Here is a 24,555-nt window from a genome sequence, read left to right on the forward strand (position 1 = left end):
TTGTGAGGTTTTTTAGTGGAATTAAGAGGATATCTATTACAGTATAATTGGCTATAAGATCCCCGCAGCTTTAGCAGATTCTTGCCACCAGCGTATGGCGCATACTTAATTGATAGCTTACTCCAACATCTACAATCAATTGACTCATCGTATATGAATTTGGATGAAATTTAATGAAAAAATGAGATAATTTACTTTTGGGATTTGGTGGTATTATTTCATCCATTTTAAAAGTAAAATTCAATAAATCTTTTTCTAATAAAATATCATACCTAAACTAACTATATTTTTTACATAAGGTTTCATATGAATAAACAACCGATAATCTCCCACTTTATAGCTTCTGAATCAATCTGCGTAATTCTTATATGTCTTTAATTTCTGTCAATTTATTCCAACTATTTAAGTACGTTCTATACTATTAATATAAATCAAATTATCTGTTAATTTTAAATTCATTCCATACTTTATCATTAATTATGAAATAATATGAATTTAAAAGAAAAATAATGATTGTAATTGGAAAGTTATGATGATATTATAAAACTGAAGAGAAATTAGGAGGACTTAAAATGAAAACAGCAACAAGGATCAATTCTTTTTTACCAAAATTTAATAATGATTTAGAGGAGGTTTTTAAAGAATTCAATCGTATTGGACTAACTCATGTAGATTTAAATTATCCAGAACACGTTATTGATTTTTATTCTGATGAAATGAAAGCACTTTTAGAAAAATATAACCTCAAGGCAAATGGAGTAGCTCTAAGGTTTAGAAATGAGTTTATCAATGGTGAGTTAGGAAATGCTGACATTAACATTTCCCAAGAAGCTTTAACATTATGCAAAGAAGCTGCAGATTATTGCAGAGAAATTCAAGGTGAAATAGTTACAATCTGGCTAGGTTTCGATGGTTTTGACTATTCATTTCAAATAAATTATGAGAAAGTATGGCAGCAAATTAAAAACTGTCTGATTGAAATTGCTGACTATGCACCAGATATTAAAATTAGTATCGAATATAAGCCATTTCAACCTCGAGCTTATGCTTTTATAGATAGTTTAGGGATTGCGATGACAATGATTAATGAAGTCAATCGAGAGAATGTAGGTATTACGTTAGACTACTGCCACATGTTAATGAAACATGAGAATCCTGCTTATGGAGCAAGCATCTTAGGAAGCAAGAATAAATTATTTGGGGTTCATTTGAACGATGGTTATGGACTTAATGACGATGGATTAATGATTGGAACAAGCAGTTTAGTTAAGACCTTTGAATTTCTATATTATACGAAGTTACACAATTATCATCATGCGATTTATTTTGATACTTTCCCGGTTATTGAAGACCCCGTTGAAGAATGCGAAAGTAATTTAAAAATGATTCAGCGTATCGATGGAAAAATTGAAAAAATTGGAATGGAAAAAATCGGATCGATTATTGAGCAGAATAGTGGTGTCAAAGCAAGTGAATTGGTATTGGAAATCTTGAACTAAGATTTTCAATACCAATAATAAAAAGGAGGGGTAATACATGGATTATAAAAAATTAGCACAAGAAATTTTAAGTGAGGTCGGCGGGGCGGAGAACATTTCGAACATGACTCATTGCGCAACAAGACTAAGACTGACATTAAAAGATACATCAATCGTAGATGATAAATCTGTAGAGGCAATTGATGGTGTGATAAACGTAGTTAATAAAGCTGGGCAATATCAACTATTAATTGGTACAGAAGTATCGAAACTCTATGATGAATTTGAACCTTTGGCAAAAGGAGATTCCCTCCAGCAAACAGAGGAAAAGAATGAAAAGTCAGGCAGTATTATCAGCAATATATTTTCAGCCATTTCAGCAATCTTTGCGCCTTTACTTCCAGCTTTAGCGGGATCAGGTATCTTACGAGGGTTACTAATTTTAGCAGTACAAGCAGGAATGATTAGTGAAGACAGTGGAACATATACTATTTTGTTTGTTGCTTCAATGAGTGTATTCTATTTTCTTCCTGTTTTGTTAGCGTTTACGTCAGCTCGAAGATTTGGTGCAAGCCCATACATTTCGGTTTTAATTGGAGCTTCACTGATTCATCCAGATTTTATTGCATTAATGGGCAATGTAGGAAATGGAGCGACAACAGACTTTTTTAGTATTCCTGTTGTTTTGATGAATTACAATTCTACAGTGGTACCAATTATTTTATCTATTTGGGCTTTTTCCTATTTGTATAAATTCTTAGATAAACATATTCCAGAAACTTTGAAGTTAGTTGTTGTTCCTCTGGTTTCTTTAGTCATTATGATTCCACTAACAGTGATGATTATTGGGCCTGTTGGGGTATACAGCGGAGAAGCAGTGGCAAACGTTGTTAATTGGTTAATAGAAAGAAGCAGTGTATTAACAGGTATTCTCGTTGGAGGCGGATGGAGCATCCTAGTTAGTCTTGGTATTCACTGGGCTGTAAATCCTATTATGATTAATAATATTTCTACTTATGGATTTGATTATATTGTACCTTTTACATTTGCTTGTAATTTTGCGGTTATTGGAACAACAATCGGTGTTTATTTTAAAGCAAAGGATAAAAAACTAAGAAGTTTTTCGTTAACAGGTTTAATTACCGTCGCCTTATCTGCCATTATCGAAGCAACATTATTTGGTTTATTAGTTAAAAATAAAAAATTATTTTTAGCACAAATCATAGGAGGAGCCACTGGAGGAGCTTACCTTGGATTAATGAAAGTTGTAACGAACGCTTTTGTTTTTGGAAGTGTAACAACTTTTCCTGCTTTTGTGCAAGATAATGGATCTAATTTTTTACACGCTATGATTGGATTGCTAATTTCATTAGTGGTAGCAGGGGTATTATCGTATATCTTTACAAGAAAAGACGAAAAGCTTGTATAGGAAAAATCTAACTATCTCTCAAGTTGGGAATTTAGTAATGAGAAGGGATTTTAACAAATAGTTAATAAATCTTTTTCGAAGGAGTGAAATCAACGTTATGCTTATTTGTCCTTCTATGATGTGCGCAAATTTTAATAACTTACAAGAAGAAGTGAAAGAATTAGATAATGCCGGGATAGATATTTTTCATATTGATATAATGGATGGTCATTTTGTTCCTAACTTTGGAATGGGGCTGCAAGATATTGAAGTCATAAAAAAAGCAACTGATAAGCTGATAGATGTCCATCTAATGATTTCAAATCCAGGAGAGTATATAGAATTATTTGCTGGTTTTGGCGTGGATATTATTTACATTCATCCAGAATCAGATAAACATCCAACCCGTACGCTTGATAAAATCAAAGAAAAGGGCAAAAAGGCAGGTATTGCAATAAATCCAGGCACTTCAATTCATCAAATTGAAGAACTTCTTTCATTAGTTGATTATGTTCTGGTGATGACTGTAAATCCAGGGTTTTCAGGTCAAAAATATCTTGATTATGTAGATGAGAAAATAATGAAGTTAGTTAATTTAAAAATTAATAATACATTTGAAATTATAGTAGATGGAGCTGTGTCGCCAACTGTAATGAAAAAATTAAGTGGAATTGGCGTTGATGGTTTTGTATTAGGAACCTCAGCATTATTTGGTAAGGAACAAAAGTATAGAGAGTTAATTAATAATTTTAAATATTGAAAAGAGGAGATGGAAACAAATGAAAATAGCAATTGGTTCAGATCATGTTGGATATGAATTAAAACCTGCAATTATAGAGTATTTGCAAGAGCTTGGGTGCTCTATTCAAGATTTCGGTACAGAGTCCAATTTACGCGTTGATTATCCTGACTATAGCAAAAAAGTGTCTGAGGGAGTCCTTTCCGGAGATTTTGACCGAGGAATATTAATATGTGGGACGGGCGTAGGTATTTCTATTGCAGCTAATAAGATAAAAGGGATTCGAGCAGTTGTTTGCAGTGAACCTTACTCAGCCAAACTATCGAAGGAACACAATAATACGAACATTCTTGCTCTAGGCTCTAGAGTTGTAGGTGAGGAGCTTGCAAAAATGATTGTGAAGGAATGGTTAGAAGCTGAGTTTGAAGGAGGTCGACATTCTAAAAGAGTAGAAAAGATAACAAAGTTAGAAGAGTAAAACATACTATTTAGAAGCAGCAAGATCAATGATGAAATCAAACTTCATTGGTCTTGCTATTTTTATTGTAAATATAAAAGTATTTTTTATCATGTACCACTAAAAAATGATAAAATGTAATTATCATTTCTACGTGTAAGGAGGAAAAGGTTTGATTCCTTATGAGAGACAAGAAAAAATTCTTGAAAAGCTTAGCAAAGAGGAAATCTTAAAAATTGAAGAATTGCATCGTTTACTTCCGAATGTATCCATCTCTACTCTTAGAAGAGATTTGAAGGAATTGGAGAAAAGAGGAAAAGTTGTTATGTTAACAGGTGGGGCAGTAAAAGTATCTTCTCCAACAGTAGAGTTATCTATAACAGCAAAACAATCGTTACATTCCAAAGAAAAAGAAGCAATTGCTGAATTAGCTGCAAGGTTAATAAATGATGGAGATGTAATTTATCTAGATTCGGGCTCCACTTGCACTGCATTATTAAACAAAATTCTTGATAAGAAAATTAGTATAATTACTACAAACGCTAGTGTATTAGGTATTTCTCAAGAAATTCAAGCGGAGATAATCGTTTTAGGCGGTAGATATAACCCTAACATTTCATCATTAAATGGACCTTTGGCTGATAATAACATACAAAATTTTTACTTTGATAAATCGTTTATAGGAGCTAATGGAATTGATTTATTCAAAGGAGCGAGTACGCCAAATCTTGTTGAGGCAAACAAAAAAAAACATGTTATTCATAATTCTAAAAAGAACTTCTTACTATGTGATGACTCGAAATTTCATGTTAATTCTACTGTGAAAGCATTTGATTTAAATGAAGTAACAATTATATCAAACAAATACGACAAGGAAATAGCTAACGTAACAGAATTAATACATCCTGATTAATTTGTCATACTATTGGTTTTGGTTCTTTATAGAATTTTTAAGATATATATGATATCAAAAAAATGAGGTTTAATCACATATTTTTGCCGACTTCTTTATAAAGTGCATAAAAAAGCTAAATTGATAGTGTTTCCAAGAAGCCGGCAAAAAAGATTGAACGTTTGTCCTATTGCAATAAAATGAGATTATTGTAAGTGTCATTATACACACGAATAAATCATTTAACAGTTATTTGCAATTCCAGTCCAACAATGGCATCAAATTCACCTATTCATTATAAAATTTTTCACGCTTATTTTAGTCTGTGATAGTTGAATTAAGGTAAAAGACCTTATCCTTTTTGTACAGGAATCCAAATCTCCGTTTTCATATCATGGATGCTTTTTACAATCTCGGGAGCTTCTGCAAGTTCATATCCCGATGTTGGAAACCAGTCTGTGTAAATTCTACTCCAAGTGCTTGTTAAGGCATGAGGCATCTCACCCTCCGCATCAAAAACAGCCCATTGTTGTTTAGGTATTTCTAACGCAGCGAGATGATCTGGAGCAGTTTGATTTGTTACAACAGCAATATAGTATTCCAAGGCTTCTTCGCTCTGCTCTGGACCGTGGCAGGTATTGACGGTGATATTTAGTATGCCGCTTAAATTCGGATCTTCTCTCTCAAGTGTTCCAAGTTTTGCATAATCTGCATCGGTAAGTGTATTCCAAAGAGTAGGGTTAAAATCTCCATCCTCTGGATACATGACTTCCTTATGCCCTACAATGTGAAAAGCATCTTTTTCGACAAAACGATATTTCATCTCAACATCTCCTTTAATAGAAATTTGGAAGGAAATCGGTGGATAAGCTTTAAGAGAAACTCCTGTCTGCTTTACTGTACTAGGCAAGGTATGGTGCAATTCCTGAAAGGCTCTGGAGAACGAATCAGGGGACTGGTAACCATATTTCAATGCTACATCAATCACTTTCTTGTTATTCTCCTGCAGTTCTAATGCTGCCAATGTTAGTCGACGCCTGCGTACATACTCGGATAAAGGGATACCGGCAAGAAAAGAAAACATTCGTTTGAAATGATGTTCCGAAAAACAGGCAATTTGAGCCGCCTGCTGGTAATTGATTTTCTTATCTAAATGCTCCTCTATATAATCAATAGCAGCATTCGTGGAATTAAGCGTATCCATGTGATAACCTCCTCTTCTCATTTAAAGGATACCAATTGAAATCAACTGTTTCCCGACAATATGCGTTCCAATTTGTCGCAGTGTAACTGGTTGGGACTGGGACTAGGACGTCACGAACTTAGCCTTTGTTCCTTTCAAATTCAGTGGGGAATCAAAGAAAACCCCCACTGAAGGAAGTTTCCCTTTATCGGTAAGCTGGTGAAGCAGTATGCTATTCAGAAAATGCTTCGGAATATTGAACCACACCACTGACATCCTTTAACGCACCCGGTGTTAACTCCAAAGCCATAAAGGCTTCATCTGGAACATCGAATGGAGCTTGAATTCCCCATAAACTGGCCGGTTTAAAGCCGAAGCGGGGATAGTAATCGGCATGACCAAGCACAATCACAGAAGGGTATCCAGCTGCCTTTGCCTGTTCTAATCCTTCATTTATCAACATAGACCCAATCCCTTGCTTTTGGTAGTCTGGATGAACAGAGACGGGCGCAAGAGCCAACGATGCTGTTGTTTGTCCGTTGTTTTCAATCGTTATTTTTGAAAAAAGAATTTGGCCAAGGATGTTATTTTGTTGATTTACTGCGATGATAGAAAGCTCTGGAATAAAAGCATTGGACCTGCGGATACGTTGTACAAGTAAATGCTCTTGTTGATCACTCATCTCTTCGTTTCGGAAAGCTTGTTCAATGAGCGCTTCTGTTTTTTGATAATCTGTTGGTTGTTCTTTACGAAGGTTTATATTCAAGGAAACCCTTCTTTCTTATATAATGGATTGTAGTGAAGGCTTTTGCTTATTTTACTATATAAGAAGGAAATAATAAATGATGGTGAGGGACAGCGAAGATGGAAAAAGAAAATACATTTACCATACAAGTCCAAGTTTTTTTAGATAATCTTCTTCATGAGATAAATCAAATTATAGGAAATCAATTTGTTATAATTCAAAAGATAGTGTTATGATTTGAATTATTCCAATAAGAAGTAAAGTTTACGTTAAGAGGAGGAATAATAGATGAGCAATCAGTATCCTATTATCAATGGAGCAGAATCGTTTTATTTTGAAGGGAATCGTGCAGGGGTTCTAATAATCCATGGTTTTATTGGATCGCCTCAAGCGATGTATCCGATTGGAAAAGCTTTCGCAGACGCAGGGTACACTGTTTGTGGACCGAGGTTAAAGGGTCACGGAACAGCTCCTGAGGATCTGGAAAAATATACATACCAAGATTGGATAGCTTCTGTTGAAGAAGCATATAACTGGCTTGAAGAACGATGCGATAAAATTTTTGTTTGCGGTTTATCCATGGGAGGCACATTGACGCTATATACGGCAGCAAAGTACCCGCTTGCCGGGATCATTACTGTCAACGCAGCAGTGGAATTGCCTGCAATGTATGAAAATCTCAAAGAGCGTTTCATTGCGGATGATGGACCAGATATCAAAAAGGCAGATGCTATGGAAATCACTTATGAAAAAATACCAGTTAAATCAATTAAAGAATTAGAAAGCCTGATAAAAGAAACAAAGGAAAATCTGGCAAAAATAACCTGCCCTGCACTTATTTTTAGTTCCGAGGAAGACCATGTTGTCTCACCTGATAATGCTCAGAAGATATTGGACAGCATATCTGCTAATTCAAAAGAGATCGTCACTCTGAAGGAGAGCTATCATGTAGCAACCTTGGATAATGACCAAGGTTTGATTATTGAAAAGTCTCTGCATGCATTGCAGTCATGGGGAGAAGAAGGGGAATTATAACGATTTAATAAGGGATGACATCGAAGCTGATGTCATCCCTTTTGTCATCTTAAAAGTAAATGCTTCTGCACCTGCATCTAAGAAGATTGTGTTTGATTCTGTCCTCCGCTAGCACCTTGATTCATTGCTTGGCCGCCGCTTGTAAGCATATCCTGAAGCGGTTTAGCAATATCCTGCATGGTGGAGCTATTCATGGAATTGGAAAGCTTTTGTGACATGTTTTGAAAGGAACCATTTTGCATCCCCATGCTTATACCATAGGCTGCCGCACCTGCTACACCTGCAGCAATCAGTGACGTGGTCATTCCTTTTTTATTATTCATCATTAATTATCATCCCTATCCATTTAGAATGTGAATCAACAACGATACTTAGTTTGGGATTAAATTTGAAAAATATACAGGAGGTTTTGATTTTTTTTGGATATTTCAATAGCTGTCTTTAACGAAAAGTTAAAGAAATAGCGGATTTTCTGACCTAAAAAAGAAATTTAGAACATTTGTTTCTTTTGGGAGGCTGTGTTAATATAATTCAGAACTTACTTTCGATTCAGTCATCGAATGATACCAATGAAAGGACTTGATAAGCTTGCAGATTCAAAACCCGCATGACAAAATTTTTAAAGAAACATTTTCAAATGTGGATGTTGCAAAGGATTTTATTACCCACTTTTTACCGCCTTCCGTTCGCGAAACCATTGATGTAGCATCCATTCAGCCGCAAAAAGACAGCTTCGCCACGGAGAACCGTCCGTAAAACCCCCCACCTCGAAATAGAGAGTGAAAATAAATTCATTTAAGCGGGGGATAACGGACGCTAACTCCCTGAATCACTCAACTAACATTCTGTGGGAGAAGAGCGAAAACCCCACAGAAAGAAGTTTCGTTTTATCAGTCACGACCTTCAAGAATATTTCTCCGACTTATTATTCCAGACAAAAATTCATGAAAAACCCGCGTACGTCTATTTTCTATTCGAGCATAAAAGCTATCATGATTACTATACTGCTTTGCAGTTACTGCGATATATGGTGGAGATATGGGAAATCAAACGGGATAATAAAGAAGAAAATAAGCTGCCAATCATTATGCCGATTGTGCTGTATCATGGCGATACAGATTGGTATGCAGGCACTTCCTTTCATCACTTGCTGGAAGGGTATAAGGATTTCCCGCCCAATTTGCAGAAATATGTCCCTGATTATGAATTTTTTCTATACGATGTATCTGGTTATAAAGACGAAAATGTCCAATTGAATGTGTTCCTGCGAATTATTCTGATGGTGTTTCGGGATATCCGCAAAAAGGATATCCACGCCGTGGTAAATACCATCTATCAGGCAGTCGATTACCTGCGGCAGCTGCAGGATCAAACAAGGGCAATAGCGTATTTGAAGACGTTGTTTTATTATATTTTCCGTGTCCAGCGGCATCTTACCAAAAAACAATTTTATGATATAATCGACCATATAGGAAACACTTATCAAGAAGGGAGCGAGTTGACAATGACATTAGCGGAGATTTTTCGGAATGAAGAAAAAGAAGAAGGCAGAGCGGAAGGAAAAGCTGAGGGAAAAGCGGAAGGTAGAGCAGAAGGTATAGTAGAAGGCAAAGCAGAAGCATTAGCCAATACCACAATTCGATTAATCACAAAATTCGTAGCTCCTCCTTCAAAAGATATAAAGAAAAAGATATACAAACAAGAAATAAGCACGTTGGAAACAATAATCGATCACATAGATGAATTGGAAACCATAGAAGATGTCAAACAATACTTGAAATAGAAAAAACACGGGGGATTCCCGTGTTTTTTCTATTAACAACAAGGAAGAGAGCTCCCTGTATCGCCGCGTCTTTGTCAGCAAAATGAATCGCGTGGTTTTGGCACAGAAAGACCGAATAGCGGTCGCAAATATAAAGCAAGGAAGGTACCTCCAAGAGCCATTACTCCCCAAATGTAACCATGTGCACTAAAGGAAGCAATGCCGCTGAAATATGCGCCGACATTACAGCCGAATGCAAGGCGTGCGCCGTAACCCATCAGAAGACCACCAATAATGGAAGCGGCAGTGTTTCCTTTGGTAACTCTTGTAAACTTAAATAATCCTCCTGCTGCGGAAGCAATGAAAGCACCTAAGATGACACCGAAATTAAGAGCGGTTGTTGTATCTGCGAAAATAGAAGCATGGAGAGCTTCTGTATTTCCCGCCCAGTAGCCCCAGCTTTCCACATTAAAGCCAAGTGCTCCTGCTGCTTTTGAACCCCACAGTGTAAATGCAGCTGTCACGCCCCAGGGGCTGTCACGAGTGAGCAGCGTAAGAGCATTCAAAACAGCCAGTGCAGCACCCGCGGCGAAAAGAGGCCAGGAACCCCGGAAAAGTCGTTTCCAGCCCTTTTCGGAAGGGAGTGCCGCCATTTTAGGAGGCTTGCGTTTTTTCTCAATCAGAATGGTTATCCCGGCAATGATGGCAAAAATTAATAAAGAAACAATCCATGCTCCGCCGTAACCAAGCCCTGTTGAGGTTGCCAGAGAAAAAGGTTCCGCAGCTGGTAAATCGTCCATCCAGAATGTGGAATGAGCCGCACCAATAGTTGAGCCGACAATAAAAAATAACAGGGTAATAAACATAACAGTCCGGCCGCCGCCGACTGCGTAAAGTGTGCCAGAAGCACAGCCGCCGCCGAGCTGCATGCCGATGCCGAACATGAATGCTCCGACAATCAGGCTAATGCCGATCGGTGAAATATTACCGGCAGGTGTTCCTCCAAAAAAGGAAAACCCGAATGCTAAAATAGGTGCAAATAATGTACATGCAATAGCCAGCATGAACATATGCGCCCGCAGAGACTGGCCATTCCCTACTGAAGCTAGTCTCCGGAAGGCTGAAGTAAAACCGAAACGTGCATGAAACAATGTATATCCAAGCAGTAACCCAATCAATAACAACAATGGCTGAACGACATGTTGTGTGGCTGCTAAATAAATCGTCAAAATAAATGTAACAATGATTCCGCCTGCAACCAGTTTTTTCTGCGGGGGATTTAATTTTGGCGCATCCTCCACTTTTGCTGGTTGTTCGGAAACCGGTTGTGCCAATGTAGACATGTAAAACACCTCTAATTCCTATCAAGTTAGTTTGTTATGATTTTTTAGTGTATGCCTCTTTGGAAAAAATGTCAATGGGTTATTAGAAATAGGTGAAATGCATTTTAAGGCCTGGAAAGGATTTCATTATTTTTTGAAAAATGATAAAGAGAAGCGAAGTTTGGATGAAGATGTAGATAAGGAAGAGGAGAAATTAAAAATAAAAACATTTGTAAAATGAAAAAAGACCCTTCGAAATACAGCATGAAAAACGGTATCTCGAAGGGCCCTTTTCATCATGAAGCATTGAGAATAAACGGCAGCTCAATCAAACAAACGGTTTTACCAGTTTCCCTTCACTGCCAACCATTTTGATTTTAGAAGCAACCATTTCTATTGCTGCATCTTTTGCTTTTTGTAAATATTGTCTCGGGTCTAATTGGTCTGGATTTTCTTTAAAATGATCAGCAATTGCTTGGGAATAAGCGTTTTTTAATTCGGTAGAAACATTTACCTTTGCCATGCCAAGTGAGACACATTGACGGACATCTTTATCAGGCACAGCGGAACCGCCATGTAATACAAGAGGAACGTCGACAATCTCAGCAATTTTTTGGATACGGTCAAAATCAATATCTGGATCCCCTTTATAGATTCCGTGTGCTGTACCGATGGCTGGAGCAAGTGTTGGTACGCCAGTTTGTTCTACAAAGGCAGCACATTCTTCAGGAACTGCTTTTTGAGCGTCTTTCTCGTCTACCACGATATCGTCTTCTACACCGCCTACTTTACCGAGCTCTGCTTCAATGTTGACATGTAATGATTTTGCTAGATCCACTACTTCTTTGGTTCGCGTTACATTTTCTTCAAATGAATGCATCGAGGCATCGATCATGACGGAAGTATAGCCTGCACGGACGCATTGTTTAATCAGCTCATAATCGGTACAATGATCAAGGTGTAAACCAACTGGCACTTCATAATAGTCTGATGCAGCAGTTACTACCTTCACAATATTTTTTGCGCCTAAGGATTTGACCGTTCCCATCGTTGTCTGCAAAATAACAGGGGAATGTAACCCGGCTGCTCCTTCCACTACCCAAAAAATACTGTCAAAGGAATGGACGTTAAATGCGACAATGCCATAGCCTTCCTTTTTTGCTTTATTTAGCATTGGTGTTGTAGAGTATAAAGTCATTGAAATCTCTCCTCATTAGTTTATAGTGCGAGTTCAAAAAGTCTGATAAACAGGACCAGTTGGCTAAGGTCGCAACGTCCTGTTGCAACGCCAACACTAGCACGTCCTGTGCGTCGGAAGTTCAAGGCGGCGCAGCTTTGAGGAACGGACTTTCACAGGATGTGATGACTTCTGTGTTGTCCACAGGACGTGGACGATCTTAACAGAAGTTCCTCTTCTCGCCGTGTCATTTTTATTGGACTTTTTGAACATCCTCTTATAGTTCTTCCAATGTAATCTGTTCTTTTATTTCATTTACATCGTTCATATCAATATGCGGGTACCAATATAAGCAGTTTGAAGCAGCAAAACTGCTTGCCTCTATGAGAGCAGTTTCGATTTCTTTATTCGATTGAAACGCTTCTAACAATTTTCCAAGAAAAATATCACCGGAGGCCGTTGCATTTTTGGCTGTGATGTTTGGCAAAGTAACGCGATAGCATTTTCCGTGAATTTTTGCAATGGAGCCATCTCCTCCCAATGTAATAATGATATTTTCCAGTGCTGTATCATTCTTTAAGAGGGTAATGATTTCTTCCGTTGTTTCCACTGTTTTGTTTTTTAACTCTAAATATTCCGATTCATTGACTTTTAGCAGCCATGGCTTCGCTTCGATGCTTTTGGATAGAGCTTCCCCGCTGCTGTCTATCACGCATTTTGCTCCTTTATCCTGCAAAGAAATAATTAAATCCCGATAAAATGATGAGGGTAATCCATCTGGAAGCGATCCGGAAAAGACAACATAATCTTCCGGTTTTACCGAATCCAGTAAGGTATCCTCAAATGCCTGTTTTTCAGATGTGGAGATAACCGGTCCTTTTTCATTAATTAAATGTGCGTGCCCTTTTTCGTTATCTACAATAATGGAACAGATACGCGTATTTTCTTTAATAGGTGTTACTGTCGTAGAGATATGCTGGTCATTTGCCAAGGTTTGCAAATGTTTGCCAATATATCCGCCTAAAAAAGCGTGTGCTATGAAAGCGCTGCTTGTTTGAAAAGAAAAAGAACGAATCACATTGAACCCTTTTCCTCCTAATAGCTCCTTCGCCTGATGTGACCTGCTGACACCGTTAACATCAAATTTCTCTAAAAAAATCGTTCGATCTAATGCGGGGTTCGGACAAACAACATGCAACAAACTATCACCTCATTTTCATGTTTGATAGGTTTATCATAAATCCTAAAGCAAAAAAAAGCAAAGAAAAATTTAAATAAAGCAAAAAAATAATAAAAATATGTTTGCATTATTTTGTTTTATGTCTTATAATCAATTTAAAGCGTTTGCAAGTTATCCTTTAGGAGGTGTTTAGATGCTCTCACAAGATCGTCAAGAAATTATCATGCAGTATCTGCAAACAAATAAAAGCGTGAGAATTGCAGATTTAAGTAATGATTTAGGAGTAACTCGGGAAACCATCCGCAAAGATCTCTATGAAATGGAACAGGAAGGCATTGTTCTGAAGGTTCATGGGGGAGCGATACTCAATAAAGCCAATCTGGAAACAAAGTATGTAACAAGAAAAACGGTTAATGAAGAGGAAAAGAAGGCCATTGCCAAAAAAGCTGCTGAACTCGTAGAAGATGGAGATACCATTTATATAGATTATGGAACTACTGCTTTATACTTCTCCAGAGAAATAAATAACAAAAAAGATTTAACGATTATCACGAACTCTTTACCGATTGCACAGGAGCTCATCGACTATTCTGATTTTGACGTCATTATTATCGGCGGGAATGTAAGAAAGAATGAAAACTCCTTATTTGGGCCAATTGCTTATCGTGGGATTGAAAAGCTTTTTGTAGATAAAGGATTTTTTGGAATAGGCGGTTTAGATTTGCAGGCAGGCTATACCAATATGCATATGGGAGAGTCAGAAGTATCCCGGTTGATGATGAAACATTGTCAGCTGAAAATTATGATGGCTGATTTCTCCAAATTCCATTCTACTTCGATGAACCAAGTAGCTGCCATTGATGAAGTGGATATTTTAATCACAGACACAACATCTGATGCAGAAGCAGTAGAAACCATCAAATCACTGCAAACGAAAGTCTATACCGTTGAAGCGGAGGGGAGTCATAAAGATGAATGATTATCTTGATAAAGGTTTGATTCTTTTAAATAGCAGCGCAGATTCAACAGCTGCCATTTTTGAAGAGATTGGAAGCGTTATGATTACGAAAGGGTATGCCAACAGTGAATATGTCGAAGGATTAAAAGCAAGGGAAAAAGAATTCCCGACAGGTGTTCCGACAGGCGTAATCGGAGTAGCACTTCCGCACACAGATGCAAGTTATGTAAATGAAAGTAAAATCGGTTTAATGACGCTGAAGGAGCCCGTTTCTTTTCGGATTATGGGGAGCGACTCCGACGAAATTGAAGTGAAAGTCGTCTTTCTGCTTGGCTGCTCTGATGGAGAAGAGCATATTCAAGTATTGCAAAAAATAGTGGAGCTGGTGCAGCAGCAAGCGTTTTTAGATCAGCTATTACAGCTTCAAACAGTAGAGGAAGCGTATCAATTACTGGAATCAAATTTAGATTTATAAATAAAAATACTATTTAACCAAAATTGGAGGAATTTAAAATGAAAAAAGTATTAGTAGCATGTGGTGGAGCAGTAGCAACGTCAACGGTGGCAGCAAATAAAATCAGAGCTTTATTAAAGGAAAATAACATTGATGCAGATGTATCACAATGCCGTGTAAGTGAATTAGGATCAAAAGTCAGCGGTACAGATTTGATTGTAACCACAGCTAAGGTGGACAAGGATTACGGCGTTCCAGTTATTCATGGATTGGCATTTATCTCAGGAGTAGGGTTAGACAAAACAAAAAAAGAAATTTTAGAGGTTCTGCAGTAGAGCAATCTCTTCATTAAAAGGAGGAAATTCCGTCCATGCAAATCTTACAATATATACTAGATCTTGGTCCGACCGTAATGCTTCCATTAGTTATTTTTATATTGGGAATTTGTTTAAAACAAGGCATTGGAAAATCCCTTCGTTCCGGGATAACCATTGGTGTCGGATTTGTCGGGATTAATTTAGTCATTGGTCTCTTAACAGATAATTTAGGACCAGCTGCACAAGAAATGGCGGACCGCTTTAATTTAGGTCTTTCCGTGGTTGATGTCGGCTGGCCGGGAGCTTCCCCGATGGCATGGTCATCAACGATTGCTATGGTTGCGATTCCTGTAGCCATTCTTGTCAACGTGCTGATGCTTGTAACGAAAATGACCCGTGTGGTTAACGTCGATATTTGGAATATCTGGCATATGACGTTTACAGGAGCCATTATTTTGGCAGCAACCGGAAACTTCTGGTTTGCAATTATCGGTGTTGTTGTTCACTCTGCCTTTGTTTACAAGCTGGGTGATTGGTTTGCACCGACAGTGAATAAGCATTTTGGCTTGGAAGGGATAGCGATTCCGCATGGTTCCGGAACCTGGTCCGCTCCATTTGCAGTTGTCATTGATGCCATTATCGATAAAATTCCAGGTGTAAAAAAAGTAAATATTAATTCCAGTAAGATTGAAGAGCGTTTTGGAGTTGTCGGCGAGCCAGTCATTATTGGCGCCGTATTAGGTATCGTCATTGGATTTTTGGCAGGCTACCCTGTATCTGACGTGCTGCAGTTAGGGATTCAAATGGCTGCTGTTATGGTCTTGATGCCGACAGTTGTTAAATTTATTATGGAAGGTTTAATGCCGATAGCAGAAGCTGCGCAGGCAATATTAGACAAACGCTTCCAAGGACAGCAATACTATATTGGGCTGGATCCAGCATTACTATTAGGCAATTCCCAAGTAGTAGCAGCAAGTCTGATTTTTGTACCATTAACATTGGTTATTGCTATTTTGATTCCTGGCAACCAAGTCCTGCCGTTTGGTGACCTGGCAACCATTGGATTCTTTGTATCGATGGCAGTTGGGATCCATAAAGGTAACTTATTCCGGACGGTTATTTCCGGAGCGTTTATCATGAGTATCACTATCTGGATAGCGAATATGATGGTAGGCGTGCATACGAAGCTGGCAACAGATACAGGAAATATTTCAAGCGGCCAAGTTGCTTCTCTGGACCAAGGCGGAGCACCAATCACATTTATTTTGAAAGAATTATTCCAGCTTCAAAATTTAGTCCCATTGTTGATTATTGGCGGAATTTATGTATTCAGTATTATTTTTACGTACGTTCAATTTAAAAGAGAGAAAATATGAGGAAAATTTTAGATAGGAGATGTCGTTGAAATGAAGGCGTTAGTGCTGGAAAGTAAAGCAAACTTCTCCGTAAAGGATATGGAAATACCAGTTATTAAACCCAATCAAGTGTTAGTGAAAGTAGCTTATGTGGGAATTTGCGGTTCCGATTTAGCCCGCTATTTTGATGGAAAGGTGCATAATTACCCGACCATTTTAGGGCATGAATTTTCAGGTGTTATTACGGAAACAGGAAGCGAAGTGCAGGGATTAAAAGAGGGAGACCGCGTTGCAGTAGCTCCATTAGTTCCGTGTGAACAGTGTTCCAGCTGTGCCAGCGGCCATCCGGCGCTTTGCGAGAATTATAGTTTTATTGGTTCCCGGGAGCAGGGGGCAATGGCTGAATACGTTGCGGTAAATGCTAAAAATATCCTGCCTTTACCGGATGAGATTACAGACCAGGAAGCGGCGTTAATTGAGCCGTTAACCGTTGCTATCCATGGGATTGAAAAAGTCGATATCCACGCCGGGGCAAGCGCCGTTGTTTTTGGAGCAGGTACAATTGGTATGATGTCACTGCTCGCACTGCAGGCAAAGGGTGCAGGAGAAATAACGGTTATAGATATTGATAACGCAAAGCTGGAAATGGCGAAAGGTTTAGGAGCTACAGTTACCGTCAATTCATTAGAAGTTGATTTAGATGATTATTTTAAAGAAAATCAAAGACCGGAAATCGTAGTCGAAACAGCAGGAGTGCCACAGACTCAAGTTCAGTCATTGAGTGTAGTGGAGAAGCTTGGCCAAGTTGTATATGTTGGCACAGCGAAGAAAGAGATTACATTCCCTGCAGATGTATTTGAAAGAATTCTAAGAGCAGAATTAAAAGTATACGGTTCTTGGATGTCCTATTCCGCTCCTTTTCCAGGATTTGAATGGACAGCAGCTTTACAATATATGAAGGATGGAAAAATCGATGTCAAACCTTTGATTCATGAAGTGACCCCGCTGGAGGTCAAAGAAGAACCATTTCAGAAAATGATTGATCCGGATAATCATTCAATTAAGTTTTTATATGATGTAAGACAGTAGGGAGAAAAGCCTTGAAGGATACAGTTTCATTGTATCTTTCAAGGTTTTTTCGTCATCAAAGCTTTAAGATATAAAAATTCCAGAAAAAAGGAGTACAACCAAATAGATGTGACCAGCTCACTTAATAAATTAAATTAACTATGGTATGATATTTCTAAAACGATGAACGGAGAATCTGGATGCAGCGAGGCACTTTTCAATTAATGAAATCGGTCAACAAATCACTTGTTTTAAATAAAATTCGTACCTTTGAACCGATATCAAGAGCACAAATAGCGAAAGAAACAAAACTCACCCCGCCGACTGTCAGCAGCATTGTCAAAGAATTAATAGAGGAAGGGCTGGTGATCGAAAAAGAATTGGGCGCTTCACAAGGCGGAAGAAAACCAACCTTGCTTTATGTGAACAGCAGTGCGTTTTACGTCATCGGAGTAGATGCAGGACCAGAAACAATCCGATGTATCCTTTCTAATTTATCCGGAGAAATTTTGGAGCAGTCATCTGCCATCATCCCAAAGCCAATAACCAATCAAGCCTTTATGACGATGCTAAAAGACGGTATTCGCAACGTATTACAAGCCTCCTCTGTGGAAGAGGATAAAATTATCGGCATCGGTGTAGCCATGCATGGGGTAGTCGAAGTTGAAACAGGAATCGCTTTATTTGCACCGAACCTGGAGCTGAAAAATATTCAAATAAAAGCAGAGCTGGAGGAGGCATTCAACCTGAACGTTAAAGTGGAAAATGACGGTCGTGCCATGGCCTTAGGAGAATCCTGGTTTGGCGGGCATGCAATTGTGGAAAGCATGGTAGCCGTTAACCTTGGGCGCGGTGTAGGTGCGGGTATCGTTATCAATGGGAAATTATACCATGGAGCACAGGATATTGCCGGCGAACTGGGTCATATGACCATCGATCTTCATGGGGAACGCTGTACCTGCGGGAATAGAGGATGCTTACAGACTTTTGTGACCGGTTCAGCAATTGCTGCTTATGCGCATAAAAAAATAAAAGGTGCTTCTCAGGAAGCAGATACAGCGGAAGCTATCTATGAACGTGCGATAGCAGGCGAACAAGAATATATCGAGGTTTTTCAAGAAATTGCGGAAATCATAGGCGTTGGCTTGACCAATTTAATTCATATTCTGAATCCGGATAAAATTATTCTGGGCGGAGGCGTTATGAACAGTCGGGAAATAATGCTTCCTGTTATTAAACAAACGATTCATCAGCGTGCCTTGACAGGGAAAGCAAAAGAAACACAGGTTGAGGCAACGAATCTTTATGATAATGCCACTGTTCTTGGAGCTATTTCCTTACTTTTAATTGAGTTATTTAATCCAATGTGAAAAAACGGACTGCATTTTATCAGCAGTCCGCTTTTTATATCCATTCTTTACTTATCCAATGCCGCAATAAACCTGTCAAACGCAGCTTTTTCTTTAAATACCCCGGCGTCTTCCAGCACCCGCTTGAATTTCAAGCCGAGTTCCTGCTGCAATATATCTTTTGCCTGCTCCTCGCTGGAAGCCGTACCGTATTTATCTTTTATTTGATGGCTCCATTCCTGATGGTAGTCAGCGATATTACTTGGCTTTCCGCATAAATCATTTTTAATCTCCTGCAATTCATCCTTTAACCTTGCCGGCAGAACGGCAAGCCCCATGACTTCAATCAGGCCAATATTTTCTTTTTTAATATGATGGACATCTGCATGCGGATGGAAAATCCCCAGCGGATAGTCGCTGGATGTCCGGTTATTGCGTAATACCAGGTCCAGTTCATAGCTGCCTTCGCGCATTCTGGCAATTGGAGTAATGGTATTATGCGGTGTATCATCCGTAAATGCGCGAATTGCTGCTTGTTCATCTGAATAATTTTTCCATGTTTGCAGAATATGATCGGCAGCTTCAAGCAAGGATGATTTATCCTCGCTCTGCAGCCTAATCACAGATAATGGCCATTTTAACACGGCTGCTGAGACATGATCGAAGTCTGGAATCGCAAATGAAAAAGCATTTTCAGCATGCGTCATCGCGAATTCATAATTTCCAGCCTGATAATGGTCATGGCTTAAAATAGAGCCCCCGACAATGGGCAAATCTGCATTGGAACCAATAAAGTAATGCGGAAACTTCTCCGTAAACGTAACCAGGTGTTCAAATGCCTGCTTATTGATTTTCATATCTCGATGCTCTTCTGCGAGCAAAATACTGTGCTCGTTGTAATAAACATAAGGCGAATACTGAAAATACCAGTTTTCATCTCCTAACGGAACCTTGATCACACGATGATTTGCTCTTGCCGGATAACCGGTCCGTCCGGCATATCCCTCATTTTCAATACATAAGAGACATTTAGGGTAGGAAATCGTCTGCTTAAGCGCCCGTTCTCTTTTGATTTGCTCCGGATCTTTTTCAGGTTTGGACAGGTTGATGGTAATATCAAGATGGCCATAGGCTGTTTCCGCTTTAAAATGAATATTTTTACGGATGCGGTTCATCTGGATATAATTATTATTTCTGCTTAAGGCATAGAAATAATCCGTCGCTGCTTTTGGTGATGCTGCATATTTTTCTTTAAAAATAGCATTCACAACAGAAGGGCGGGCGACAAAGCAATTCATCACATTAGCGGATAGGATTTCCTTCGCGTCAAAAACGTCCTCAATGATGTGATTTTCTACCGCGTAGTCTACGAGTTTATCAACCAGGTTAGGGATGGAATCTTCTGTCGGCTCTACAGTCTGATCCGGAAAGTCCGCTATTTTTAGCAAGGACATGACTTGATTTCGTGCATAAATTTCATCGGAGCCTTCGATTAATTCTTTTTCTATCGCTTTGTTGATTAATCCTTGGATATCATGGTAAATCATTTTAAATCGTCTCCTCCTGCATAGCCGTTTGGATTACTGCTGTGCCATTTCCATGCGTCTGCTATAATTTTCTCGATCGAGGTGCGGGAAGGCTGCCAATGCAATATTTCCTTTGCTTTATCAGAGCTGGCAATAAGGACACTCGGATCTCCGGCACGACGGCTGCTGATTTGGGAAGGAATTGCTTTTCCAGTTACTTTACGAGCAGCTTCAATCATTTCCTTCACAGAAAATCCTTGACTGCTTCCGAGATTGAAAATATCGCTTTGCCCGTTTTCTTTTAAATAATCTAATGCCAGAAGATGCGCTTGAATAAGATCCTCGACATGGATATAATCTCGTATGCAGGTACCATCCGGTGTATCGTAGTCGTCTCCGAATATAGTGATTGCTTCGCGCTGCCCAAGAGCTGTCTCTAAAATAATGGGAATCAGATGCGTTTCGGGAGAGTGGTCTTCACCGATTTCTGCTGTCTCTCTTGCTCCGGCTACATTAAAATAGCGTAAGGAAACATAACGGATGCCATGTGCATGTTCTGTCCATTTCATGAGCTTTTCCATTGTCAGCTTGGTTTCTCCATAAGCATTGGTTGGATTGGCAGGTGATTTTTCCGTTATCGGAATCGTTTCCGGTTCTCCATACGTAGCGGCAGTGGAAGAAAAGACGATTTTATCCACTCCGAATTCTACCATGGCCTGGAGCAGCACCTGCGTACCGTAAACGTTGTTATCAAAGTATTTAAGCGGGTTTTCCATGGATTCCCCAACGAGTGAATTGGCTGCAAAATGAACAACGGCATCAATCGATTCTTTTGCAAAGACGCTACGTAAAAAATCGATATCCCGGATATCCCCTTGATAAAAAGAAGTGTCAGGGTGGATGGCTTCTTGATGTCCTGTTTCCAGACTATCCACGACGACGACATGCTCGCCGCGGTCGATTAATTGGTAGACGGCGTGAGAGCCGATATATCCAGCTCCGCCTAAAACGAGTATGCTCATTTTATCTCCTCCTCGGTTACTTCTTTAGCGCCATCTGCAATAGAAGCAGTGTAAAATGTTGGTTCATAGCCGATTTTGTCCTGATAAATTTGCTTGATATGATGTTTGAAGTCCGTTACTGCATCCTGATGGACAATAGCGATGGCACATCCTCCAAATCCGGCGCCGGTCATACGTGCACCAATGACACCCTCCTGTTCCCAAGCCGCAGCTGCAATCGTATCTAATTCGATTCCAGTCACCTCATAATCCGATTGGAGCGAAAGATGCGATGCATTCATGAGCTGGCCAAAAGCATGTAAGTCGCCGTTACGCAGTTTTTCTAATGCTTCCAGTGTCCGCGCATTCTCATATACAATGTGTTTAGCCCTTTTTTGATGGACTGGATCTGTGATCAGGTGTTTTGTTGCTTCAAATTGTTCCATCGATAATTCACCAAGATGCTGGATGGAAAGCTCCTTTTGCAAATCCTGGAGCGCTTGCCGGCATTGCGCAAACCGTTCATTGTATTTAGAATCCGCCAAGGACCGCTGTTTATTGGTGTTGATAATGATAATCTCATAATCCTGTAAATGCATTGGTGCATAGCTGTATTCCAGTGTTTGGCAGTTTAAGAGAATGGCGTGATTTGTTTTTCCCATCCCGACAGCAAACTGATCCATAATTCCGCTGTTGACCCCAATATAATTATTTTCTACTTTTTGCCCGATTTGAATCAGCTGAAGCCGGTCTATTTCCAAATTAAAAAGTCCTTCCAGTAATACACCGGTCGCTAATTCTAAAGAAGCGGAGGAAGAAAGACCGGCACCATTTGGGATATTTCCATAAAATAAGATATCTGCACCGGACGTGATCGCATAGCCTTCTTGTTTCATATATTGGACCATTCCTTTTGGATAATTCGCCCAGCCGTGCGCCTTCTGGTAAGAAAGATGATCGAGGTCACATTCTATTATTCCGTTTTCAGAAGCGTTTAAAGAATAGAAACGTAATTTTTGATCATTTCTTTTTCTGGCAAGTGCGTACGTTCCAAATGAGATAGAAGCAGGCAGGACATAACCGCCGTTATAATCCGTATGTTCACCAATGAGATTGATTCGCCCAGGGGCGAAAAAGCGGCGAGGGGCTTCGGATGTATCAAAAATCTGGTGAAATGCTTGGGTTAGATTTGTCATAAGGACCTCCTGATTTGTATTTTTTATTGGTATGCTTATCCATATTGCAACTTTATTAATTTAATTAACTAAGTTCATTTTATAGTTTTTCCTCCTATTCTGCAAATGTTTCTATTAAAAAATTCATCAAATGAAAATAGATATCCCGAAGAAAGCTCCCTACGATAGAAATTATCGCAAGAAGCTTTCTTTCATTCTTTTACCGATCCTGCTGCAAGTCCTTGTACAAAGTGTTTTTGCAGAAGAAGGAACAGGATTGCCATTGGTAAGGTAGCAATAATTGCAGCGGCTGCAACTAAGTTTAAGTTATTTGCATTTTCTCCAAAGAATTTGGATAAAGCAACCGTCATGGTTTGGACAGACTCATCCTGAAGGAAGAAAATAGCAAATTGATAGTCATTCCAAATATACACACAAGCAATAATCAGAATCGAAGCAGTGATTGGTTTTAATAACGGAAACACAATTTGAAAGAAAATCCGAAATGTCCCTGCTCCATCGATTCTAGCCGCTTCTTCCAATGACTTTGGAATGGTCGACCGGATAAATCCGGCATATAAAAAGATGGTCAAAGGAAGAAAAGAAGCAACATTATTAAATATAGCCACTTGATGTGTATTCATTAAACCTAAGTTGACTACTAATTGATACAGTGGCACTAACGCAGCCAAAGGCGGCACGACCATAATAGCGATAAAAAACATATACATAAATCGATTCAGCTTTGTCTGTCTGCGTGCCAATGGATAGGCGGCCAAAGAACCGACAATGATCAATATGGCTGCAGCAAAAAATGTGATGATACCTGTATTTAACAGGGCATTCCCTAAATTTGCAGCCTCCCAGGCTTCCCTGAAATTAGACCAGCTAATATCGAAAGGGAAGACCCACTTCGAACTGAAGTCACTTTTTTCCTTCAGCGCAGTGGTGATTAGCACATAAAAAGGAAGAAAATGAAGCACTGTTATGAATAAGGCGAGTGTCGATAAAGCAATCTTTTTTCTATTTGAACTATAATCCATTATGCTTCAACCTCCTTACGTCGGAAATAAATCAATGCGGATAAACTCAGGATGAGAATAATGACCATCATCAGCACACCTTGTGTAGCAGCATAACCGGCATCTTCTCTTGCGAAATATAAATCGTACATAAACGTAGACATCGATTGTGATGAATTTCCGGGACCGCCGCCCGTTAAGGAAATAATAACATCAAATAGTTTGAGACCGCCGATAATATTAAGAACCATATTAATGGTAATGGACGGCATCAATAAAGGAAATGTAATATTCTTGAACTTCTGGAAGGAAGAAGCCCCGTCAATTTCTGCTGCTTCATAAAAGTCTCTGGATACACTTTGCAGTCCTGCCAAGTAGATAATCATTGCGATACCTACGAATTGGAACGTGTTCACGAAAACAATAATCCATATGTTTATATCTACATTGCCTAAAACATTGATTCTTTCCAAACCTAATCCGATCAGGACATCGTTTAAAGCTCCTCCTTGATAGGAAAAGAAGAAGTACCATATATACCCCATAATCAGCGGACTGATAATGACAGGCAGATAAACAATGGTTCGTGTAAGGGCTTTAAAATGAATGCTTTGATTTAATAATAAAGCGTAGGCAAGCCCAAGAATATTTTGAAAAATGGTACTGCCAATACCATATATCAATGTATTGCGGACAACCGTCCAGGTATCTGGATCGGACAACATTCTTGTATATTGTCTAAGCCCTATAAAGTCCGAAGTTTGTGAAAAGCCATTCCAGTTTGTAAATGAAATACGAATCCCGTTTAAGAACGGATATACAATAAAAAAGACAACAAACAGGAGGGCCGGTAAATACATCCACCAAAGGGATGAATTTTGTTTTGATTTTCCTATTTTTTTTGCACTTACTGCCATACAAATTCAACTCCTATTGAAACAACTTGTTTTAT

General features: G+C 38.9%; 25 protein-coding genes. 14 read left to right on the forward strand and 11 right to left on the reverse strand.

All coding sequences use genetic code 11. The features are described from left to right. The first annotated feature begins 572 nt into the window (after nt 1-572). The 5 genes from MKY65_RS03230 to MKY65_RS03250 all read left to right on the forward strand — a co-directional run bounded on the left by MKY65_RS03230 (nt 573) and on the right by MKY65_RS03250 (nt 4,995). Complete coding sequence (locus MKY65_RS03230; protein WP_339182349.1) at nt 573-1,499, forward strand: sugar phosphate isomerase/epimerase family protein; 927 nt, start codon at nt 573-575, stop codon at nt 1,497-1,499. Nucleotides 1,500-1,536: 37 nt separating this feature from the next. Continuing rightward, nucleotides 1,537-2,907 (forward strand): PTS transporter subunit EIIC, encoded by a 1,371-nt coding sequence (locus MKY65_RS03235; protein WP_339182351.1) that lies wholly within the window; start codon nt 1,537-1,539, stop codon nt 2,905-2,907. An 88-nt stretch (nt 2,908-2,995) separates the two neighbouring features. Next, on the forward strand, nt 2,996-3,646 hold the full coding sequence (rpe, locus tag MKY65_RS03240; RefSeq protein ID WP_212929456.1) for a ribulose-phosphate 3-epimerase: 651 nt from the start codon (nt 2,996-2,998) through the stop codon (nt 3,644-3,646). Nucleotides 3,647-3,665: 19 nt separating this feature from the next. After that, entirely contained in the window at nt 3,666-4,103 is a 438-nt protein-coding gene (gene rpiB / locus MKY65_RS03245) for a ribose 5-phosphate isomerase B (protein ID WP_212929440.1), read from the forward strand. Between the two features lie 151 nt (nt 4,104-4,254). Beyond that, on the forward strand, nt 4,255-4,995 hold the full coding sequence (locus MKY65_RS03250; protein ID WP_212929441.1) for a DeoR/GlpR family DNA-binding transcription regulator: 741 nt from the start codon (nt 4,255-4,257) through the stop codon (nt 4,993-4,995). A 331-nt stretch (nt 4,996-5,326) separates the two neighbouring features. Here MKY65_RS03250 and MKY65_RS03255 read toward each other — a convergent pair whose 3' ends face one another. Together MKY65_RS03255 and MKY65_RS03260 are read right to left on the reverse strand one after the other, a co-directional pair. Next, on the reverse strand, nt 5,327-6,178 hold the full coding sequence (locus tag MKY65_RS03255; protein ID WP_339182356.1) for an AraC family transcriptional regulator: 852 nt from the start codon (nt 6,176-6,178) through the stop codon (nt 5,327-5,329). A gap of 211 nt (nt 6,179-6,389) precedes the next feature. Continuing rightward, nucleotides 6,390-6,923, reverse strand: coding sequence for an N-acetyltransferase (locus tag MKY65_RS03260; RefSeq protein ID WP_212929443.1), 534 nt, complete (start codon nt 6,921-6,923; stop codon nt 6,390-6,392). A gap of 267 nt (nt 6,924-7,190) precedes the next feature. Between MKY65_RS03260 and MKY65_RS03265 the strand changes: the two genes are divergently transcribed. Continuing rightward, the gene (locus MKY65_RS03265; protein ID WP_339182358.1) at nt 7,191-7,937 is read left to right on the forward strand and encodes an alpha/beta fold hydrolase; all 747 of its coding nucleotides are present in this window, start codon (nt 7,191-7,193) and stop codon (nt 7,935-7,937) included. A 77-nt stretch (nt 7,938-8,014) separates the two neighbouring features. On the opposite strand, the gene MKY65_RS03270 is transcribed toward MKY65_RS03265, so the two are convergent. After that, a complete protein-coding gene (locus MKY65_RS03270; protein ID WP_339182360.1) occupies nt 8,015-8,263 on the reverse strand; it encodes a hypothetical protein in 249 nt (82 codons plus the stop codon). Nucleotides 8,264-8,525: 262 nt separating this feature from the next. On the opposite strand from MKY65_RS03270, the gene MKY65_RS03275 reads away from it, so the two are divergent. Both MKY65_RS03275 and MKY65_RS03280 read left to right on the forward strand, forming a co-directional pair. Next, nucleotides 8,526-8,693, forward strand: a complete 168-nt coding sequence (locus tag MKY65_RS03275) for an Rpn family recombination-promoting nuclease/putative transposase (protein ID WP_339182362.1) — start codon at nt 8,526-8,528, stop codon at nt 8,691-8,693. A 91-nt stretch (nt 8,694-8,784) separates the two neighbouring features. Further along, the gene (locus MKY65_RS03280) at nt 8,785-9,720 is read left to right on the forward strand and encodes an Rpn family recombination-promoting nuclease/putative transposase (protein WP_339182364.1); all 936 of its coding nucleotides are present in this window, start codon (nt 8,785-8,787) and stop codon (nt 9,718-9,720) included. A 74-nt stretch (nt 9,721-9,794) separates the two neighbouring features. On the opposite strand, the gene MKY65_RS03285 is transcribed toward MKY65_RS03280, so the two are convergent. From MKY65_RS03285 to MKY65_RS03295, 3 genes are all read right to left on the reverse strand, one after another. Beyond that, a complete protein-coding gene (locus MKY65_RS03285; RefSeq protein ID WP_212929447.1) occupies nt 9,795-11,042 on the reverse strand; it encodes a YeeE/YedE family protein in 1,248 nt (415 codons plus the stop codon). A 307-nt stretch (nt 11,043-11,349) separates the two neighbouring features. Next, a complete protein-coding gene (locus MKY65_RS03290) occupies nt 11,350-12,219 on the reverse strand; it encodes a class II fructose-bisphosphate aldolase (protein WP_339182366.1) in 870 nt (289 codons plus the stop codon). A 256-nt stretch (nt 12,220-12,475) separates the two neighbouring features. After that, entirely contained in the window at nt 12,476-13,399 is a 924-nt protein-coding gene (locus tag MKY65_RS03295) for a 1-phosphofructokinase family hexose kinase (protein ID WP_339182367.1), read from the reverse strand. Nucleotides 13,400-13,571: 172 nt separating this feature from the next. Between MKY65_RS03295 and MKY65_RS03300 the strand changes: the two genes are divergently transcribed. The 6 genes from MKY65_RS03300 (at nt 13,572) to MKY65_RS03325 (ending at nt 18,900) form a co-directional block, all read left to right on the forward strand. After that, nucleotides 13,572-14,357 carry a DeoR/GlpR family DNA-binding transcription regulator gene (locus MKY65_RS03300; RefSeq protein ID WP_339182369.1) on the forward strand — a complete coding sequence of 262 codons (786 nt, stop codon included), beginning with the start codon at nt 13,572-13,574 and terminating at the stop codon, nt 14,355-14,357. Then, nucleotides 14,350-14,811, forward strand: coding sequence for a PTS sugar transporter subunit IIA (locus tag MKY65_RS03305; RefSeq protein WP_339182370.1), 462 nt, complete (start codon nt 14,350-14,352; stop codon nt 14,809-14,811). The genes MKY65_RS03300 and MKY65_RS03305 overlap by 8 nt, the downstream gene beginning before the upstream one ends. Before the next feature lie 38 nt (nt 14,812-14,849). After that, nucleotides 14,850-15,125 (forward strand): PTS galactitol transporter subunit IIB, encoded by a 276-nt coding sequence (gene gatB / locus MKY65_RS03310; RefSeq protein WP_042531629.1) that lies wholly within the window; start codon nt 14,850-14,852, stop codon nt 15,123-15,125. A 35-nt stretch (nt 15,126-15,160) separates the two neighbouring features. Beyond that, nucleotides 15,161-16,483: a galactitol-specific PTS transporter subunit IIC gene (locus MKY65_RS03315; RefSeq protein WP_042531631.1), complete on the forward strand. Its 1,323-nt coding sequence runs from the start codon at nt 15,161-15,163 to the stop codon at nt 16,481-16,483. Nucleotides 16,484-16,513: 30 nt separating this feature from the next. Continuing rightward, on the forward strand, nt 16,514-17,551 hold the full coding sequence (locus MKY65_RS03320; protein ID WP_339182375.1) for a galactitol-1-phosphate 5-dehydrogenase: 1,038 nt from the start codon (nt 16,514-16,516) through the stop codon (nt 17,549-17,551). Between the two features lie 179 nt (nt 17,552-17,730). Further along, the gene (locus MKY65_RS03325; protein ID WP_339182377.1) at nt 17,731-18,900 is read left to right on the forward strand and encodes an ROK family transcriptional regulator; all 1,170 of its coding nucleotides are present in this window, start codon (nt 17,731-17,733) and stop codon (nt 18,898-18,900) included. 47 nt (nt 18,901-18,947) lie between these two features. Here the strand turns inward: MKY65_RS03325 and galT are convergent, their stop codons facing one another. The 5 genes from galT to MKY65_RS03350 all read right to left on the reverse strand — a co-directional run bounded on the left by galT (nt 18,948) and on the right by MKY65_RS03350 (nt 24,520). Further along, a complete protein-coding gene (galT, locus tag MKY65_RS03330; protein WP_339182379.1) occupies nt 18,948-20,426 on the reverse strand; it encodes a UDP-glucose--hexose-1-phosphate uridylyltransferase in 1,479 nt (492 codons plus the stop codon). Next, nucleotides 20,423-21,427, reverse strand: coding sequence for a UDP-glucose 4-epimerase GalE (gene galE / locus MKY65_RS03335; protein WP_339182381.1), 1,005 nt, complete (start codon nt 21,425-21,427; stop codon nt 20,423-20,425). The genes galT and galE overlap by 4 nt, the downstream gene beginning before the upstream one ends. Next, the gene (locus MKY65_RS03340) at nt 21,424-22,602 is read right to left on the reverse strand and encodes a galactokinase (RefSeq protein ID WP_339182383.1); all 1,179 of its coding nucleotides are present in this window, start codon (nt 22,600-22,602) and stop codon (nt 21,424-21,426) included. The genes galE and MKY65_RS03340 overlap by 4 nt, the downstream gene beginning before the upstream one ends. Before the next feature lie 191 nt (nt 22,603-22,793). Continuing rightward, nucleotides 22,794-23,624: a carbohydrate ABC transporter permease gene (locus tag MKY65_RS03345; protein WP_339182385.1), complete on the reverse strand. Its 831-nt coding sequence runs from the start codon at nt 23,622-23,624 to the stop codon at nt 22,794-22,796. Next, nucleotides 23,624-24,520, reverse strand: coding sequence for a sugar ABC transporter permease (locus MKY65_RS03350; RefSeq protein WP_339182387.1), 897 nt, complete (start codon nt 24,518-24,520; stop codon nt 23,624-23,626). Before MKY65_RS03350 ends, MKY65_RS03345 begins: the two co-directional genes overlap by 1 nt. Nucleotides 24,521-24,555: the final 35 nt, after the last annotated feature.

The sequence above is a fragment of the Oceanobacillus sp. FSL W7-1293 genome (genome assembly GCF_037969815.1).
In the GTDB taxonomy this organism is placed as follows: domain Bacteria; phylum Bacillota; class Bacilli; order Bacillales; family Amphibacillaceae; genus Oceanobacillus; species Oceanobacillus oncorhynchi.

Excerpts from the sequence above, each read along its gene's own strand:
- MKY65_RS03230 (WP_339182349.1), top strand. The coding sequence starts at position 573 with ATGAAAACAGCAACAAGGATCAATTCTTTTTTACCAAAATTTAATAAT.
- MKY65_RS03235 (WP_339182351.1), top strand. The coding sequence starts at position 1,537 with ATGGATTATAAAAAATTAGCACAAGAAATTTTAAGTGAGGTCGGCGGG.
- rpiB (WP_212929440.1), top strand. The coding sequence starts at position 3,666 with ATGAAAATAGCAATTGGTTCAGATCATGTTGGATATGAATTAAAACCT.
- MKY65_RS03255 (WP_339182356.1), bottom strand. The coding sequence starts at position 6,178 with ATGGATACGCTTAATTCCACGAATGCTGCTATTGATTATATAGAGGAG.
- MKY65_RS03265 (WP_339182358.1), top strand. The coding sequence starts at position 7,191 with ATGAGCAATCAGTATCCTATTATCAATGGAGCAGAATCGTTTTATTTT.
- MKY65_RS03270 (WP_339182360.1), bottom strand. The coding sequence starts at position 8,263 with ATGATGAATAATAAAAAAGGAATGACCACGTCACTGATTGCTGCAGGT.
- MKY65_RS03285 (WP_212929447.1), bottom strand. The coding sequence starts at position 11,042 with ATGTCTACATTGGCACAACCGGTTTCCGAACAACCAGCAAAAGTGGAG.
- MKY65_RS03290 (WP_339182366.1), bottom strand. The coding sequence starts at position 12,219 with ATGACTTTATACTCTACAACACCAATGCTAAATAAAGCAAAAAAGGAA.
- MKY65_RS03300 (WP_339182369.1), top strand. The coding sequence starts at position 13,572 with ATGCTCTCACAAGATCGTCAAGAAATTATCATGCAGTATCTGCAAACA.
- MKY65_RS03305 (WP_339182370.1), top strand. The coding sequence starts at position 14,350 with ATGAATGATTATCTTGATAAAGGTTTGATTCTTTTAAATAGCAGCGCA.
- gatB (WP_042531629.1), top strand. The coding sequence starts at position 14,850 with ATGAAAAAAGTATTAGTAGCATGTGGTGGAGCAGTAGCAACGTCAACG.
- MKY65_RS03315 (WP_042531631.1), top strand. The coding sequence starts at position 15,161 with ATGCAAATCTTACAATATATACTAGATCTTGGTCCGACCGTAATGCTT.
- MKY65_RS03320 (WP_339182375.1), top strand. The coding sequence starts at position 16,514 with ATGAAGGCGTTAGTGCTGGAAAGTAAAGCAAACTTCTCCGTAAAGGAT.
- MKY65_RS03325 (WP_339182377.1), top strand. The coding sequence starts at position 17,731 with ATGCAGCGAGGCACTTTTCAATTAATGAAATCGGTCAACAAATCACTT.
- galT (WP_339182379.1), bottom strand. The coding sequence starts at position 20,426 with ATGATTTACCATGATATCCAAGGATTAATCAACAAAGCGATAGAAAAA.
- galE (WP_339182381.1), bottom strand. The coding sequence starts at position 21,427 with ATGAGCATACTCGTTTTAGGCGGAGCTGGATATATCGGCTCTCACGCC.
- MKY65_RS03340 (WP_339182383.1), bottom strand. The coding sequence starts at position 22,602 with ATGACAAATCTAACCCAAGCATTTCACCAGATTTTTGATACATCCGAA.
- MKY65_RS03345 (WP_339182385.1), bottom strand. The coding sequence starts at position 23,624 with ATGGATTATAGTTCAAATAGAAAAAAGATTGCTTTATCGACACTCGCC.
- MKY65_RS03350 (WP_339182387.1), bottom strand. The coding sequence starts at position 24,520 with ATGGCAGTAAGTGCAAAAAAAATAGGAAAATCAAAACAAAATTCATCC.